The organism is Pseudomonas sp. KK4 (assembly GCF_001984065.1).
Lineage (GTDB): Bacteria > Pseudomonadota > Gammaproteobacteria > Pseudomonadales > Pseudomonadaceae > Aquipseudomonas.
In genome coordinates this window covers 1-17,241 of the sequence record NZ_LYVP01000113.1, presented here as the reverse complement: position 1 = coordinate 17,241, position 17,241 = coordinate 1, and the positions used below count along the sequence as shown (strand labels likewise).

13 protein-coding genes are annotated in these 17,241 nt (G+C 62.7%); 4 read left to right on the top strand and 9 right to left on the bottom strand.

Annotation, left to right across the window (positions count from 1 at the left end; all coding sequences use genetic code 11):
- The 5 genes from B0W55_RS24555 to B0W55_RS24535 form a co-directional block, all read right to left on the bottom strand.
- Window positions 1-1,049, bottom strand: a 1,049-nt coding sequence (locus B0W55_RS24555; protein ID WP_077048500.1) for a CaiB/BaiF CoA-transferase family protein, incomplete at its 3' end; no start/stop codon positions are given.
- Window positions 1,050-1,073: 24 nt separating this feature from the next.
- Complete coding sequence (locus tag B0W55_RS24550) at window positions 1,074-2,741, bottom strand: GMC family oxidoreductase (RefSeq protein WP_077048499.1); 1,668 nt, start codon at window positions 2,739-2,741, stop codon at window positions 1,074-1,076.
- A gap of 83 nt (window positions 2,742-2,824) precedes the next feature.
- The gene (locus B0W55_RS24545) at window positions 2,825-3,460 is read right to left on the bottom strand and encodes a TetR/AcrR family transcriptional regulator (protein ID WP_077048498.1); all 636 of its coding nucleotides are present in this window, start codon (window positions 3,458-3,460) and stop codon (window positions 2,825-2,827) included.
- A 165-nt stretch (window positions 3,461-3,625) separates the two neighbouring features.
- Window positions 3,626-5,143 carry a CoA-acylating methylmalonate-semialdehyde dehydrogenase gene (locus B0W55_RS24540; RefSeq protein ID WP_077048497.1) on the bottom strand — a complete coding sequence of 506 codons (1,518 nt, stop codon included), beginning with the start codon at window positions 5,141-5,143 and terminating at the stop codon, window positions 3,626-3,628.
- 157 nt (window positions 5,144-5,300) lie between these two features.
- Entirely contained in the window at window positions 5,301-6,914 is a 1,614-nt protein-coding gene (locus B0W55_RS24535; protein WP_077048496.1) for a mechanosensitive ion channel family protein, read from the bottom strand.
- Window positions 6,915-7,086: 172 nt separating this feature from the next.
- On the opposite strand from B0W55_RS24535, the gene B0W55_RS24530 reads away from it, so the two are divergent.
- Entirely contained in the window at window positions 7,087-9,417 is a 2,331-nt protein-coding gene (locus B0W55_RS24530) for a bifunctional diguanylate cyclase/phosphodiesterase (RefSeq protein ID WP_077048495.1), read from the top strand.
- The gene (locus B0W55_RS24525) at window positions 9,405-10,280 is read left to right on the top strand and encodes a phosphate/phosphite/phosphonate ABC transporter substrate-binding protein (RefSeq protein WP_077048494.1); all 876 of its coding nucleotides are present in this window, start codon (window positions 9,405-9,407) and stop codon (window positions 10,278-10,280) included. Before B0W55_RS24530 ends, B0W55_RS24525 begins: the two co-directional genes overlap by 13 nt.
- 47 nt (window positions 10,281-10,327) lie before the next feature.
- On the opposite strand, the gene B0W55_RS24520 is transcribed toward B0W55_RS24525, so the two are convergent.
- The 3 genes from B0W55_RS24520 to B0W55_RS24510 all read right to left on the bottom strand — a co-directional run bounded on the left by B0W55_RS24520 (window position 10,328) and on the right by B0W55_RS24510 (window position 13,578).
- Entirely contained in the window at window positions 10,328-11,419 is a 1,092-nt protein-coding gene (locus B0W55_RS24520; RefSeq protein ID WP_077048493.1) for an alkene reductase, read from the bottom strand.
- A 31-nt stretch (window positions 11,420-11,450) separates the two neighbouring features.
- Window positions 11,451-12,470, bottom strand: coding sequence for an LLM class oxidoreductase (locus tag B0W55_RS24515; protein ID WP_083743226.1), 1,020 nt, complete (start codon window positions 12,468-12,470; stop codon window positions 11,451-11,453).
- 196 nt (window positions 12,471-12,666) lie between these two features.
- Complete coding sequence (locus B0W55_RS24510) at window positions 12,667-13,578, bottom strand: LysR family transcriptional regulator (protein ID WP_077048492.1); 912 nt, start codon at window positions 13,576-13,578, stop codon at window positions 12,667-12,669.
- A gap of 355 nt (window positions 13,579-13,933) precedes the next feature.
- Here B0W55_RS24510 and B0W55_RS24505 point away from each other — a divergent pair, with 355 nt between their 5' ends.
- Entirely contained in the window at window positions 13,934-15,016 is a 1,083-nt protein-coding gene (locus B0W55_RS24505; RefSeq protein WP_077048501.1) for an alkene reductase, read from the top strand.
- A 175-nt stretch (window positions 15,017-15,191) separates the two neighbouring features.
- On the top strand, window positions 15,192-15,839 hold the full coding sequence (locus B0W55_RS24500) for an MliC family protein (RefSeq protein WP_077048491.1): 648 nt from the start codon (window positions 15,192-15,194) through the stop codon (window positions 15,837-15,839).
- A gap of 15 nt (window positions 15,840-15,854) precedes the next feature.
- On the opposite strand, the gene B0W55_RS24495 is transcribed toward B0W55_RS24500, so the two are convergent.
- On the bottom strand, window positions 15,855-16,940 hold the full coding sequence (locus B0W55_RS24495; protein ID WP_077048490.1) for an AI-2E family transporter: 1,086 nt from the start codon (window positions 16,938-16,940) through the stop codon (window positions 15,855-15,857).
- Window positions 16,941-17,241 lie beyond the last annotated feature (301 nt).

The following is a 17,241-nucleotide window of genomic DNA, read 5'->3' as shown; positions in this document are numbered from 1 at the left end:
GTTCGAGCACCCGCCACCTGGATGATCATGTTGCGAGCCGCCAGTTGCGGGTGCTCGAACAGCTTGTCGATGGTGTTGATCGGCGAGCATGGCACCCCGGCCTCGTTGAGTCGCTCGATCCAGTGGGCGGCGGGCGCAGTCAGCGTGATGGCCTGGATCGCCTCGATCAGCGCCGGGCGATTGCGGCAACGCTGGGCATTGCTGAGGAACTGCGGCTCCAGCGCCAGTTGCGGATTGCCCAGTGCATCGGCCATGAGCATGAACAACTGGTCGTTGCCGGCGGCAATGATGAAGCGCCCGTCTTGCGCGTCGTAGGCTTCAAACGGAGAGAGCGAAGGATGGGCGTCGCCGGTGCGGGTGGGCACCTTGCCTTCCACGTCGTAGGTCGCCAATGCCGTTTCCATCAGCGCCGCCTGGCAGTCGAGCATCGCTATGTCCACCCGGGTGCCTTGCGCATCGCGGGTGCGTTTGTACAGCGAAGACAAGATGCCGATCACCGCGAACAATCCCGCGCTGAGATCGCCGAAACTGGTGCCCACCCGGGCCGGCGGCGCGTCGGGCCAACCGGTCAGGCTCATGATGCCGCCCATGGCCTGGACCACCATGTCGTAGCCCGGCAGGTCACTCATGGGGCCGGTCTGGCCGAAGCCGGAAATCGAGGCGTACACCAGGTGCGGATGGGTCTGGGCCAGGCGTTCGGCACCGTAGCCGAGGCGGTCCATCACCCCCGGACGGAAGTTCTCCACCAGCACGTCGGCCTCGGTCAGCATGCGCTCGACCAACTCGCGATCCCGCGGGCTTTTGAGGTCCAGGGCGATGCTTTCCTTGCCACGGTTGAAGCAGGTGAAATACGCCGAGTCATCCTCGACAAAGGGGCCGAAAGCGCGGGTGTCGTCGCCGGTGGCCAGCCGTTCGACCTTGATCACCCGGGCACCGAGATCGGCCAGCACCATCGTGCAGTAAGGGCCTGAGAGCACTCGTGAAAAATCCAGGACGGTGATGCCGTCCAACGGCCCCTTTTTGGCAGGCAGGCCTTGCGAAAAATCCATGATGTTATTTCCTCTTTGGATGGATCAATGACCGGCGATGATCCAGCGCGCGGCTTTTTCCGCGATCATCAGCGTTGGGCTGTTAGTGTTGCCGCCAGTGATGGTCGGCATGATGCTGGCGTCCACCACCCGCAAGCCCTGGATGCCGTGCACCCGCAGATGGCTGTCGACGACGGCCATGGGGTCGCTGGCCTTGCCCATTTTTGCCGTGCCCACCGGGTGGAAAATCGTCGAGCCGATGTCCCCTGCCAGGCGGGCCAGTTGTTCGTCGGTCTGGTACTGCACGCCCGGTTTGTATTCCTCGGGGCTGAAGCGCGCCATGGCCGGTTGCGAGGCTATGCGGCGGGTCACGCGCAGTGAATCGGCGGCCACGCGCCGGTCTTCGTCGGTGCTCAGGTAGTCGGGGGCAATGATTGGCGCATCGCGAAAATCCGCACTGCGAATCGTCACCGTGCCGCGGCTGGTCGGGTGGATGTTGCAGACGCTGGCGGTGATCGCCGGGAACTGGTGCAGCGGCTGACCGAATGCTTCCAGGCTCAAAGGCTGCACGTGGTACTGCAGATTGGGCGTGGCGTACGACTCATCGCTGCTGGTGAAGATGCCCAGTTGCGACGGCGCCATGCTCATCGGGCCACTGCGATTGACCGCGTATTCGAGGGCGATGGAGGCCTTGCCGACGAGGCTGGTGGCTTTGGTGTTGAGGGTCGACGCGCCCTTGACCTTGTACACCGAGCGGATCTGCAAATGGTCCTGCAGGTTCGCCCCCACGCCGGGCAAATGCCGCACTACGGGGATCTGGTGGTCATTGAGCAAGGCGGCATCGCCGATGCCGGACAGTTGCAAGATCTGCGGGCTGCCGATGGCCCCGGCGCTGAGCACCACTTCGCGGTTGGCCCGCACGATTCGCGGCTGGCCTTCGTGATGCAGTTCGACGCCGCAGCAGACGGGCTGGCCATCTTCACGCTGCTCAAAGCGCAGGCGCGACACCTGGGCGCCGGTCCAGACCGTCAGGTTCAGGCGTTGCTTGAGGATCGGCCGCAAAAACGCCTTGGAAGCGTTCCAACGCCAGCCGCTGCGCTGATTGACGTCGAAATAGCCGACACCACGGTTGTCGCCGCCATTGAAATCGTCGGTCGCGGCAATACCGGCCTGCTCGGCCGCCTTGGCAAAGGCATCGAGGATGTCCCAGCGCAGGCGTTGCTTTTCCACCCGCCACTCACCGCCGTTGCTGTGCAGACTTCTGAAGCGCGCAGCCTGACTATTTTCGCCCTCAACGATCGCGGCATCGAGGCGATAGTGGTCTTCGTGGGCGCGGAAATCCTTCAGGCAGGTTTCCCAGTTCCACTCGTCATCGCCAGTGACGCTGGCCCAATGGTCGTAGTCCTGGGACTGGCCGCGCATGTAGATCATGCCGTTGATGCTGGAACTGCCGCCCAGGGTCTTGCCCCGCGGGTAGAGCAATTCACGGCCGTTGAGACCGGCCGACGGCGCGGTGCGAAAGCGCCAGTCGGTACGCGGGTTGTCGATGCAATACAGGTAACCGACCGGGATGTGAATCCATGGGTAGTTGTCCGGACCACCGGCCTCGAGCAGCAACACCCGATGGTCGGGATTGGCGCTGAGCCGATTGGCCAGCAGGCAGCCAGCGGTGCCGGCGCCGATGATGATGTAGTCGAAAGTTGGCTCACTCATTGGGACGCCTCACTTCTAACGAACGATTCAAAGCCTTCCATAATAATTAGACCGATCGTATATAAAGGGTGAAAAAAAAGAGCCTAAGACCTCAGGCTCATCAAAAACAGTTGTGCAAATACCCGCAACGGCTCGCCGGTGCGTTCAAGCTTGGCGCGCAGCACGGCCCCTTCCCAGCCGATCCAGAAAAACGCCGCCAGGCGCGCACTGTCTGCGTCCTGCGCTATCTCGCCCACGGCCTTGGCCTGCTCCAGGCAGCGCTCGAACCGAGCCTGCCAGTCCAGAAGCACATCGGTCAGTTGGGCCCGGAACGACTCCGGCAATGCGCCCATCTCCTGCCCCAGGTTGCCGACCAGGCAGCCGCGGCGAAAATCGAACCGCTGCATGCCGCGCTCCGCATCCTCGCAGAAGGCTTCGATGCGCTGGAGCGGGGTCAGGCTCTCATCGAGCAGGAACCGGTCGATCTTGCGCACGAAGTAACGGGCGTAGAGCGTGATCAGTTCACTGCCGAAGGCTTCCTTGCTGGCGAAGAAATGGTAGAACGAGCCTTTGGGCACACCGACCGACTTGAGGATTTCGTCAAGACCGGTCGCGCTGAACCCCTTCTCCGTCAAGGCAGCAACGCCGGCACGGCACAGGATTTCACGGGTTTCTCGGAAGTCGCCAGCGGCTTTCGCCGGGCGACCGCGCTTGCGAGGGGTAGCAGTCATGTTCGTCATGTGCTGATTAGTAGACTGATCGTCTTTATAAATCAACTGATTTCTCACACCTGCCCCCCTTTGTGGCGAGGGAGCTTGCTCCCGCTGGGTCGCGAAGCGGCCCCGCTTTTGCTTCATGGACTGCTGCACAGTCCGACGGGCGCGAGCTCCCTCGCCACACAAGCCTTACTTCGCCGTCGGCATTGCAAACTCGGCGCCCTTGCCGATACTTTCCGGCCAGCGTTGCATGATCGATTTCTGCTTGGTGTAGAAGCGCACGCCCTCCTCCCCATAAGCATGCATGTCACCGAACAGGCTCTTTTTCCAACCGCCAAAACCTTGCCAGGCCATCGGCACCGGGATCGGTACGTTGATGCCGACCATGCCCACCTGGATGCGCCGGCTGAATTCGCGCGCCACGTTGCCATCGCGGGTGAAGCAGGCCACGCCGTTGCCGAATTCGTGGTCGTTGACCAGTTTCACAGCGGTGGCGAAATCGGCCACGCGCATGCAGGCCAGTACCGGCCCGAAGATTTCCTCTTTATAGATGCGCATGTCCGGGGTGACGTGGTCGAACAGCGTGCCGCCCATCCAGAAGCCTTCCTCGCAACCTTCACCCGCGTCGGCGCTATTGAAACCGCGACCGTCGACCAGCAATTGCGCACCTTCGCTGATGCCCTGCTCGATGTAACCCGTGATGCGGGCGTGGGCCGCCGGCGTCACGATCGGCCCCATTTCCGCTGCCATGTTGGTGCCGTTGAGCACCTTCAGCGCACGGGTCCGCTCGATCAGTTTCGGCATGACCTTGTCCGCCACATCACCCACCAGCACCGCCACCGAGATCGCCATGCAGCGCTCGCCTGCCGAGCCGTAACCGGCGCCGATCAGTGCGTCGACCACCTGATCGACGTCTGCGTCAGGCATCACCACCATGTGGTTCTTCGCACCGCCCAGGGCTTGCACGCGTTTGCCGTGGCGAGCGCCGGTTTCATAGATGTAATTGGCGATCGGCGTGGAGCCGACGAACGACACCGCCTTCACATCCGGGTGCACCAACAGCGCATCCACCGCTTCTTTGTCACCCTGCACCACGTTGAACACACCGTCCGGCAGCCCGGCCAGCTTCAGCAGGTCCGCCATGAACAGGCTGGCACTCGGATCGGTCGGGCTTGGCTTGAGAATGAAGGTGTTGCCCGCCGCGATGGCCACCGGGAACATCCACATCGGCACCATCACCGGGAAGTTGAACGGGGTGATGCCGGCGACCACGCCCAACGGTTGGCGCAGCGTCCAGTTGTCCATGTTGGTGGACACCTGATCGGAGAAGTCGCCCTTGAGCAACTGCGGAATGCCGCAGGAGAACTCGACGATGTCGATGCCGCGGGCCACTTCGCCCTGTGCATCGGTGAAGACCTTGCCGTGTTCGGCGGTGATCAGGTGCGCCAGTTCGTCTTTGTGCTGGTTCAACAGCTCCAGGAATTTGAACATGACCCGTGCCCGACGAATCGGCGGCGTGTTCGACCAGGCAGGAAACGCCGCTTCGGCGGATGCAACGGCAGCGTCGATGTCCTGCACATTGCCCAGGCGCACATGGCGGCTGATGGCGCCGGTGGCCGGGTTGTAGATCGGTTGGGTGCGGGTACCGCTGCCGGCGACGCGGACGCCGTGGATGTACTGGGCAATTTCTGTGTTGTCGCTGCTCATGGCAAGTCTCGCTGCGGTGATGAATGTAAATTTCATCGCCAGATTAGGCAGCGGTCATCGCCCTGACTACGGCAAAAACCTGAATTGATTGTTCACTGTGGCGAACAATCAGCAAGGTCTTGTCTCGATCGCTACGTGCACGATCTACAGTGTTCGGTCAAAGCTCTTGCGGCGGTTGCGCAGGCGCGGTGTACCACTTGTCCTTCGGCACCCACTTCTCTTGCTGCGGATCGCCCAGGTAGTGCGGCGACATGATCTGCACGCCATGCTCGTTGAACACGTCCTGAATGTTGGCGTGCAGCATGCTCAGCAGCACGGCGCGGGGTCGCGGCTGGCTCGGGATCGCCTGGGCCACCAGGCGATACTCGGGGTAGAAGTCGGACAGCGCCGTCTGGAACACCTGCGCCGGCGGGTCTTCGAGGACGCCCGATGTACGCCGGGCAGCTTCCAGCAGCATCGCTTCCACCTGGCGCCACGGGGTGTCGTAACCAATGGTCACCACGGTGTCGACCACATACCCGGCGCCCTGCACGGTGCGCGAGTAGTTCTTGGTCACGGTGCCGGTGATCATCGAATTGGGCAGCGTCAGCACCTCCCCAAGGCCGGTGCGAATGCGTGTGGTGAACATCCCCAGTTCCGTCACGGTGCCCTCGTATTCGCCGATGCGCACGAACTCGCCGGGGCGCAGGGTGCGGGTATAGGTCAGGATCAGTCCGGCCGCCGCCTGCCCGACCACGCTGCTGGCCCCCAGGGAAATCATCAGGCCGATCAACACCGACAGGCCCTTGAACGCATCGGTCCCGGCGCCGGGCAGATACGGGTAGGCCATGGCCAGCGCGAACAGCCAGATGGCCAGCGAGGTCAGGCGTTGGGTCGGTTGCAGGGTTTCCTGGTTCAGCCAGCTGAAGGTGCCGGGCATGGCCATGCGCCGCAAAATCCGCCGGGAGAAGGCCGTGGCGCCTCGGGCAATGAAGAAGATGGCCAGCGCCACGCCCAGGCCTGGTATCGCGCCGACGATGCCCTGGAGCAAATAAGCGAACACTTCCAACAGGTAATTGTTAAGGCTCTCGCCCCAGGGCCGCGTGTAGGGAAACCGCGACAGCACAAACCCCAGCCATTCATAGGTGAGCAACAGCACCACCAGCCAGCGTAGCACCCCCAGCAGGCGGCTGACCAGCGGATACAGGTAGTTGGCGTCGATCACCTGCACCCGGCCGACCTTCAGCGCCTGGGTATGCCGATGCATCAGTTCCGGCAGTTTCCTGAGCATGCGTTGGCGCAAAAACGCCATGCCCCAGAGCAACGCGACATAAATGCCGGTGGCGAGCGCCGCCATCGCCAGCGCCCTGAGAATCAGGCGAAAGTTTCGTGCTTCCTGGGTTTCGCTGACCACCTGGCGCAGGTTGTCCGCCGCGCTGTCGGCGGCCTGGCGAACCGACTCGAATTCGCTGGCATCGACATCCTTGGGCGAGACGATGAAGGCGCGCTTTGAACCGATCAGCACCAGATAGCTGGTTTGTATGGCATCGAGGGACACTCGCGGGTCGTCGGCGTCATCCAGCGCTTCATTGATCGCGGTTTTCGCACGCTTGACCCGGGTCTCCGGCGTTTCGCCCAGCAGTGCCGAGCGGAACACCATGATGCTGCGATTGGCGATTTTCAGTTCCGCCGCTGCAGGTTCCGGCGCTGTCGCCGCGTCCTGAGCCCACGAAGCCACCGACCAGAACAGTGAGAACCCAATCATCAATACCGCGAGCGACTTGCCCACCATGCGCCATTCCTTACGTCACACGTTCAGACCCAAGACCCCAACCGCAGCGTAGTTGAGCGATCAATGGTTGTCAGATCTGTCCCTGCAACGGTGCCGTCGTCTGAAGCGTTGTCATGAACCTGTCATGAGGCGATTCTAATGTGCCATCACTCTTCGGCAGGAAAAATATTCAGTGATCCGCCGGTCGTTCACCTCGCTAAGCTTTCTGCAATGGCTGCTGATGACGCTGTGCGCGGCGACGTTGGTTTTTCTCTGGGCGCTGTATTTCCAGCAGAAAGCCACCTCGCAACACGAAGCCCTCGCCGCCAAATCCGCAGAGCACCTCAATCTGGCCACCATCGCAGCGGAAAACCTGCGGCAACTGGTCGACCGTGCTCAGGCGATCGGCAAAGTGACCCGCAGCGACATGGCAGTGCCGGGCGAGCATCGTCGAGACCTGGTGCGCATGCTCGCCGAGGACCCGGTGTTCAAGCGCATGAGTCTGTACGACAGCGAAGGCCACCTGCTGTCCGCGAGCCACGCCGAAGAGCCTCAGCAACTGCCCTTCCAGTGGCTGGCACACATGCGCCGGCATGCCGAGCACTACGGTTTCAAGGCACTGCTGCCGAGCAATCTGTTGAGTGTGCAAACCCATTCGCCGGTACCCAACTGGCGCCTGCCGTTCCTGCTGCCGCTGGTGGATTCGGCCACCGGGCAGATGGACAGCATCCTGGTGGTGCAACTGGATATTGGCTACCTGGCCGCGCTGTTCGAACACATCGATCTGGGCCAGAGCGGCATCCTGCGCCTGCTCGACAGTGACGGCCAGGAGCGCCTGCGCATCAGCAGCAGCGGCGTGGTGGTCTCCGGTATGCCGCTGCTTCCGGAACTGCCCGCCACGGGCGATGCCGCCGGCAACCTGACGCAGTACGCGGGCGCCGATCCGTGGCAAAGCATGTACCTGCGAGTGCCGCAACGGGGTTTCAGCGTGGTGGTCAGTCAGGCCAACGACGAGATCCTCGCTTCTTCGCGCCTGACCTACAGGCGCCAATTGTGGTTGAACCTGTGCATGACGCTGCTGATTGTCGGCAGCCTGCTCTGGACCCTGCGCGTATTGGGTCGGCGCCAGGAGGCTTTCAATGCGCTGGAACAGGCCCAGCAGGTCAATCAGCAATTGATTGGCCGGCTCGAAGAGTCCCATCGGCGCAGCAGCCACGCGGCGGCCACCGATCACCTGAGCGGCCTGCACAATCGCCGCCAGTTCCTGGCCGTCGCCACCCTCACCCTGGCGGCACAGCGCGGCAAGCGTCGCTTGCTGGCGATCCTGTTCATCGACATGGATCGCTTCAAATCGATCAACGATTCCCTGGGCCACAAGGTCGGCGACTTGCTGTTGCAAGCCGTGGCCGGGCGGATCAGCCGACTGCTGGAACCTGGCGACGAAGCGGCGCGTTTTGGTGGCGACGAATTTGTCGTGCTGCTGGCCGGCGAGCGCAGCGAAGAGCAGATCGATGCTTTCGTGCGCAACCTGGTGCAAAAACTGTCGGCCACCTATTCCCTTGACGAGCATGAACTGAGCACCAGCCCAAGCGTCGGCGTCAGCATCTGCCCACGTGATGGCCAGGACATCGATGAGTTGATTCGTGGCGCCGACGCGGCGATGTATTCGGCCAAGCGCGCCGGACGCGGGCAATATCGGTTCTTTGATCCGTCACTCAATGTCGCCGATGTCGAAGAGTTCATTCTGGAACAGGCCTTCGTCGGTGCGTTGAGCGAACGTCAATTCGTGTTGCATTTCCAGCCGCAGATCCGCCTGGATTCGATGCTCGTCGACGGCTACGAAGCGCTGGTGCGCTGGGAACATCCGGAGTTCGGCCTGCTGTATCCGGACCGTTTCATCCCCTTGGCCGAACGCAGCGGGTTCATCGTGGCGCTCGGCTGGGAGGTGCTGCGTCTGGCTTGTGAAAACCTGGCGGCGTGGCACGGCCAGGGTCGCCGTGTGCGGCTGGCGGTCAACGTTTCGGCGATCCAGTTGCGTCAGGCGGATTTCAGCCAGCGGGTACTGAGCCTGCTGCAACGGTTCGCCATCGAGCCGCATTACCTGGAACTGGAAATCACCGAAACCACCGTGCTGGACCATGTCGGCCAAGCGATCGAACACCTGCAGCACCTGCGCGATGCCGGGCTGAACATCAGCCTCGACGATTTCGGCAAGGGCTACGCGGGCTTCGCGCACCTGCAATCATTACCGCTGACCCGCCTGAAGATCGACCGCACGCTGATCGCGGCCTTGTCCAACAGCCCCGATGACAGCCCCATCGTGTGCTCCACCATCATCCTGGCCAAGCGCCTGGGGCTGGAGGTGGTGGCCGAGGGCGTCGAGACCCGGGCCCAGGTGGTCTGCCTGAAGCTCGCCGGCTGCGATGTGGCCCAGGGTTATCACTTCAGCAGGCCGCTGTCCCTGCAACAGTTGCGCGACTACTCCCCCTTCATCAATTCGGTTGAAAACACATGCGTGCAGTGAAATTTTTCACCGCTTTCCTGCTGGCGTTGCTGGTGGCCAATACCGCGAGGGGCCAATGCAGCCAGCAGAGTCTGCGGGTGGCGGTCATACCGAAAAAAAGCATGGATGTGCTGTTGCGCGAACATCAACCCCTGGTCAAACAGTTGAGCGATGCGCTGGGCATGCCCGTGGAGATCGTCCCGTCGTCGTCCTACGAAAGCGTGGTCGATGCCATTGTCTCAGGCGGCGTGGACATTGCCTGGCTGGGGCCGGCGTCCTACATCCTGGCTTACCAGCGCGACCCGCGCATCGAGCCGTTCGCCAGCCTCACCATCAGCCACGGTTACTTCACGCCGGCGGGGCATCACTACCAGGCGTTGCTGCTGGCCCGTGACAACGACACCACCGACGTCCAGACGCTGCGTGGCAAGCGAGTCGCCTTGAGTGATCCGGTCAGCACCTCGGGCAGCGTGGTGCCCAATGCCGAATTCCCGGCACAGGTGGGCGTGCCGTTGCTGCAGTTCTTCGGATCCGTCGTGTACGCCGGCTCCCATGACAAGGCGCTGGATGCATTGCTGGAGGGCAAGGTGGATGCGGCCTTCGTCTCCAGCGTGCGCGCCGATGCGTATCTGGCCAGCGGCCTGATCGATCGCGACACCTTCAAGGTGTTGTGGCGCTCGGAGCCGATCTACTACGACCCGTTTGTGTTCAGTGGCAGCCTTTGTGCCTCGCTGAAAAAACAGATCCGCGCAGCGATGCTCAACCATCAGGCGCAACTGAGTGAGTTCCTCGCCTCCCAGGACGCCTCGGGGATTGTGCCGGTCAGCCATGCCGAGTACGCGCCGTTGCTGCGCATGATGCAGCCAAAACCGCAGAGCCCTTGAGTCGCCTATCTGTGGCGAGGGTATTGGTCCATGAGTCCTCTGAGGCCCTAGGCCATTTGCGCTTGCCGCATCGCGTACGTGGGATAGTCGATATACCCACGCGCCCCGCCCCCGTAGTACGCCTCACGCCCCGCTTCGGCCAGCGGCCAGCCATGACGCAGGCGATCGACCAGGTCGGGGTTGGCAATGAACGGCCGACCGAACACCGCCAGATCAGCCCGGCCGTCGTCGATAGCCTGGCGTGCGGTTTCGCCGGTGAACCCGCCGGACAGCACAAAGGTACCGCCGAACGCCGCGCGGAAGGTTTTCTGAAAATCCGCGTCGCCCAGATCGCTGGCATGCAGGTAGGCAATCTGGCGCTGCGCCAGTGCACCGGCCAAGGCCAGCCAGGTCTGCTGCTCACCCTCGAACGGGTGCAGGTCCGCCGCCCGGGCAAAGGGCGATACGCGAACACCCACACGCTGGCTGCCGATCTGCGCGCTCACCTGGTCCACCGTTTCCAACAGCAAGCGCAGGCGATTGCTGATCGACGGGCCGCCATAGCGGTCCTCACGGGTGTTCAAGCCGCCATTGATGAACTGCTCGAACAGAAAGCCGTTGCCGGCATGGATCTCGACGCCGTCGAACCCGGCCGTCATCGCGTTGATCGCAGCCTGACGAAAATCAGCGATGATCTGACGAATGCCCTGTGCATCCAGCGCCACCGGTGGGCTGACCGGGACCTGTGCCGGTTGACCATCGCTGTCATAGGCATGCACCCGCGTTTGCGCCGCCGTCACCGGCACTGGCGCAACGGGTGCCTGACCGTCGAGCAACGAGCCGTGGGAGACGCGCCCCACATGCCACAATTGGGCGAAGATCCGGCCGCCGGCCTCATGCACCGCAGCGGTCACGCGCTTCCAGCCTTCTATTTGCGCGGCGCTGTGAATGCCCGGAGTGTAGAGATAACCGCGCCCCTGTACCGAGACCTGGGTGCTTTCAGTGATGATCAGGCCAGCGCCGGCGCGCTGGGCGTAGTGGGTTGCCATGTCGGCGGTGGGCACGGTGTCCGGGGCGCGAGCGCGGGTCATGGGGGCCATGACGATTCGATTGGCCAGACGCAGACCCGCCAGATCATAGGATTCGAAGAGCGATGACATGAAGGCTTCCTCCCGGTGACAGAGCGTCGTTTCAAACGTGCGACGGGAAATGCGGCAAGACGTACTCGCCCAGTTCATCGAGGATTTCGCCGTAGGGCTGGCGGCTGACCTTGGGGTTGAGTGCGATGTGGGAAACGCCCGCCGCCTGCGCCTGCTCAAGGTAATTGCGCAGACCGTTGCGCCCGGCCCGAAAGCCCCCCTGGATGCGCTGGAACGGCTGGTCCGGGTTGTCGCTCAAGTCCAGATAACCGCCAAGGCCCAAAGGCTTGAAGGCATTGCGACCCTCGGCCACCTGTACCGTGCTGTGCCAGGTCTCGCCCAAGGCTTCCAGACGTTCCGGGCTCTGCACGCCGGCCAGGTAGCCATCGAGGTTTTGCGCCAGCCATTCGATGCTTTGCTGCGCCTGGCCGACCGCGATCGATGGCACGCGACCGTAGGGCGCTTTCGGCACCAGGTCCAGGGCGCCCGAGGAGCCGCCGAAACGTTCGGAGCGAAAATGCGGAAAGCTTTGCTCGATCAGCGTGCGAAACACCGAAAAGGCATCGCGGTAGCGATCGCCACGGCTTTCGAAGTCGATGCCCAACATCGGGTAGTCACTGAACCGATCCCCCGAGGAAAGCCCCAGGACAAGGCGGCCTTCACTGAGTTGATCAAGGGACGCGGCTTGCTTGGCCAGGTACATTGGCTCGCGGGTCGGCAGCACGATGCCGGTGGTGCCGAGCACAATGCTGCGGGTCGCGGCGGCCAGGTAACCGATGTAGACCAAGGGTTCGAAGATCTGCGCGACGTCGTAGTAACCCGGGTCATAGAACGGAATGTCACGCATCCACAACGCCCCGAAACCCAACGCCTCGGCCCGCTGCGCCATCTCCACGTGCCCGCGCATGGTCGGCGCGGCGCGTCCGGCGTGGGTCTCCAGCGGCAGGATCAGGCCGATGGTCAACGCGTTCGGTTTGAACAGGCGTTGAAAACCGGGGTGACGTTCCAGCATGGGATGAGGGGTTGGCAAACTGGCCGATGGTTGCGATGCGAACTGAGTGGCGTGGGTCATGATGGCAGCCTCGTGAGTGACAGTGGCTGCATGATCATTGAATCCCCAGGCCGGATAAATCACAGTGGGCGACCATTACCCGGTCCTCTGCGTCCCCAATTGCAACGGCCACTGCAACCCCTGTGGCGAGGGAGCTCGCTCCCGCTGGGCTGCGCAGCAGACCCCTTGCTTATAAAACAAAGACTGGGGGCGTGCGCTACTTCTCCCAAGGCACTCCTGCTTCCCAGCTCGCCACCAAAAGATCAATGAACGTACGAACCCGCGGCGATAAATGCCGCTTGTTCGGATACACCACCCTGATGGGATCGGGTGGCGCACGGAAAGGCCTGAGCACCTCCACCAGTGAACCGTCGCGCAGGTCATTGCCAGTGATGTAAGTCGGCAAGTGAATCAGCCCAATACCTGTCAACGCCGCTTCGCGCATGGCTTCTGAACTGTCGATGTTCAGCCGTCCGGGTTGATCGTGCAGGAACAGGCCGGCGGCTGTCTGGTAACGCCAGGCGATCGTGCGCTCGCCGCTGCCGAAAGCGATAGTGTCATGGCCGACCAGCTCTTGCGGGGTTTGCGGCACCCCGCGACGGGCCAGGTAAGCCGGTGAGGCACAGGTCGCGTACTGCTGCCAGCCGACGGTACGGGTCAGCAACTGCGAATCGTCTTTGGGTGTGCCGATGCGAATGGCGATGTCCACGCCCTCTTCCACCAGATCGATGAAACGATCGGTAAACCACACATCTGCGCGCAGTTGCGGCCATTGTTTGAGGTGGGCATCGAGAATGGGCAGGATATGCCGCTGACCGAACGACAGCGGCGCAGTGAGCTTGAACGTGCCGGTGGGCTGCCCACGCCGCAAGGCCATGGTGGCGTCGACTTCATCCAGGTCCTCGAGAATCTGCCGCCAGCGCTCGAAGGCCACCTGGCCCTCGTCCGTCAGGCTCAGCTTGCGAGTGGTACGGTTGAGCAACCGCGCGCCCATCCGGCTTTCCAGCCGAGCGATGCACTTGCCCACCGCCGAACGCGTCAGCCCCAGCGAATCCGCCGCCGCCGTGAAACTCCCCGCCTTCACGGCCGCGACAAACGCGGCAATGTCACCGAATCGGTTGGCTTCCATCGAACACATTCTCCCAGGCTGCAACCGGCCAAAGCATAGCGTCCCCATCATTGGATGGACTTGCCCGCGTCGCTCGAACGCCTTTCTCCCAAACAATTCACCGCCCCCTGTAGGAGCGAGCTCGCTCGCGATGGACGTCAACGATGACGCGGGCTGCCTGAGTGCCCGCGGTGTCTGGGCGTTTTTCGCGAGCGAGCTCGCTCCTACAGAGGGCGTCAGTTATATCGGTGCTCGTATAACTAAAATTCCATAAATAAATTATATGAATTACATCGCAGCACGCATGCTGAGCCTCACCGAAGCGCTGCTGACTGGCGCATTTCTTCTGACCTCTGCACTGCAAACTGGAGCTGCCATGTCTAGCGAAACCCTGTTCACCCCTACCCGCTTGGGCGCCATCGAAGTACGCAACCGCATCGCCATGGCACCGCTGACCCGTTCCCGGGCCGGCATGGACGGCGTGCAATCGCCGCTGGCCATCGAATACTACGCACAGCGAGCCTCGGCGGGACTGATCATCACCGAGGCCACCAACATCTCCCGTCAGGGCCGCGGCTATGCCTACACCCCGGGGATCTACACCCAGGCGCACGTCGACGCCTGGAAACCTGTCACCCAAGCGGTGCATGACGCCGGTGGCCGCATCGTGATGCAACTCTGGCACGTGGGCCGCATGTCCCACGTCAGCCTGCAGGAAAATGGCGCGGCCCCCGTGGCCCCCTCGGCGATCCAGGCCGGTGGCAACGTCTTCACCGAATCCGGCAACCAGCCACCGTCGATGCCTCGGGCACTGGCCACCGAAGAAATCGCCGGCATCCTGGAGGACTATCGCCATGCCGCGCGCCTGGCCAAGGAAGCCGGCTTCGATGGCGTGGAAGTCCACGCCGCCAACGGCTACCTGTTGGAGCAGTTCCTGCGCGACAGCACCAATCAGCGTGACGACCGCTACGGTGGCTCCCTGGAAAACCGCGCGCGTTTCCCGCTGGAAGTGGTGCAGGCCGTGACCGAGATCTGGGGCGCGGACCGTGTGGGGCTGCGCCTGTCGCCGCTCTCCACCGCGATTGGCGATATACCGCTGGACAGCGACCTGATGCAAACCTACGGCTACCTGGCCAGCCGCCTCGGTGAAATGGGCCTGGCCTACCTGCACATCGTCGAAGGGCAACTGCACGGCGGCAATGGCGCCGAACTGTTCGACGTGCAGGCGCTCCGCGCAGCCTTCGGTGGTGCCTACATCGCCAACAACGGCTACGACCGCCAGCGCGCCCTGGAGGCCACAGCCGGCGACCATGCCGACATGATCTCTTTCGGCAAACCCTTCATCGGTAACCCGGACCTGGTCGAGCGCCTGCAAGCGCAAACGCCATTGTTCGAAGCACCGCAGGCGGGCTACTACGGTGGCGGCGCTGAGGGCTACACCCGATTCACCGCCGCCTGAACCGGCGAACTGACGGCTGTGGTCACCGATCTGCCTGACCCAACCGTCAGCCCATGTGGCAAGTTTGCTCCGCTGACTTACACTCCCTACACCCTGTGCGAACCAATGCCTGTTCAACGGATCGGTACCTGCCACGCCAACCGGGTATCACGCGAAGACCTGGGTGAAGCCAAACATGAAATCGGTCACGGCGTTTTTCACCTGTGCGTTCGCTGCCAGTGCCTACCTGGCGGCGAGCAACTGCGCCAACGCGGCAACCTTCACCACCAGTTTCGACTGTGCCAAGGCAACACTGTCGGTCGAGAAGCTCATCTGCCGGGATGCGCAACTGGCGCAGATGGATGTCGAACTCAACCGCCTCTATCGCCTTTCACTCACCGACGAACATTCGGTGCCCCTGCCGGACAAGGTCATGATCGACCAGCAGTTCTGGGTCGATGAACGTAACCAGTGCGCCTCCGCCGCGGACCCCAGGAGCTGCATCATCGGCGCCTACGCCGAGCGAGCGCACCGCTTGCGCCAAGGGTCCGCAATCGTGCGGACCAAAGACCCCGACCGACTCACCGAAGGCCCCCTCACATTTCGTTGCCAGGGACTGAACGCGCTGCTGGCCGCGACCTTCTACAACACCCGGCCAGCGGTGGTGTATCTGAGTTGGGCCAGGAGTTCGGTCACCCTCAATCAGGTGCCCAGCGACAGCGGTAGCCGATACACGGGCAAGGACAGTCTGGGGCCTTACAGTTTCTGGCAGGACGGCAACCTCGTTCTGTTCCAGAAGCCAGGAGCCGGTGCGATCAATTGCACGGCCGAACCAGTTGGTTGAGGCTCGGGCCGTCCGCTACTGAGTGGCTTCAGTCGGCCGATCCAGCACCCACTGCCAGAACAGTTGATAGCCGAGGGCAAGCACCACCGGGCCGATGAACAGGCCGATGATGCCGCTGGTGACCATGCCGCCCAGGGCGCCGATCAGCACCACCGGCATCGGCACGTCGACCCCGCGCCCGAGCAGCAAGGGCTTGAGCACGTTGTCCACCAACCCGGCGACGAACACGTAGATCGAGAACACGATGGTGGCGGTACTGGCGCCCTCGGTGGCGAACACATAGGCAATCACCGGTATGGTGATCAACGTGACCGGCAACTGCATGATGCCCAGTAACAGCACGGCCAGTGCCAGCAGCCCGGCACCTGGAATGCCCTTGAACACGAATCCCAGTCCCACCAGCAGCATCTGAATGAAAGCAATGCCGACCACCCCAAGCGCCACGGCGCGGATGGTGGCGGTGCACAGCGCGGCGATGTCTGGCCCCCTCGCCGGCCCACTGACCCGCGAGGCGATCTGCACCGCCGCGCGGCTGCCGGCCTCACCGTGGGCCATGAAGATCCCGGCGATGATCAACGCGAAGATGAACGTCAGAAAGCCCATGCCGACACCGGCGAGCTTGCCCAGCAGGGTCAGGCTGACGCCTTTGATTTGCGGAATGTACTTGGCGGTCAACCCGGGAAGATCGGTGGACGCCTGCAGCCAGATCGCCGAGATGGGCTTGCCTATCAACGGTAACTGCGTGACGGAATCCGGTGGTGCCGGAATGTGCACGCCTTCTTCGCGTACCACCGCCATGGTGCTTTCCACCGAATCAGCGATCGACGTGCCCAACAGGTAGATCGGCACCATGAGAATCACGATGGCCACCAGCACGATCAACGTCGCGACGCGCCCCTCCTTCTGCCCCATCGGCCCAAGCAGCTTTCTCTGCAGCGGGTACAGCGTGATGGCCAGAATCACCGACCAGAGCATCAGATCGCGGAAGGGACTGAAAATATCGAAGCAGAACAGCACCAGCACCACAATCAGTCCGGCGCGGATCAACACATCGAGCAGTTCCCGGGTCCATGTTTTTTCCGAAAGTGAATTGGGCAACATCGATGGCTCCTGGCAGTCCACTGCGAAGGTGGGGAATCAGTAAGGCCAGCATAGACGCGGATCTGGAACTGCGGTGTGGGCGCGGTGTGTCAGGGGACATCAATGTTCAATGTGCCGCCCTCATCGCTGGCAAGCCAGCTCCTACAGGGGATTTGGGTCGTTCACAACATCCATGCCTAACACAAAACACTGTGGGAGCGGGCTTGCTCGCGAAGAGGCCGGCACATCCAACATCACTGGTGACAGGCACACCGCCTTCGCGAGCAAGCCCGCTCCCACAGGGGATTTGGGTCGATTACAA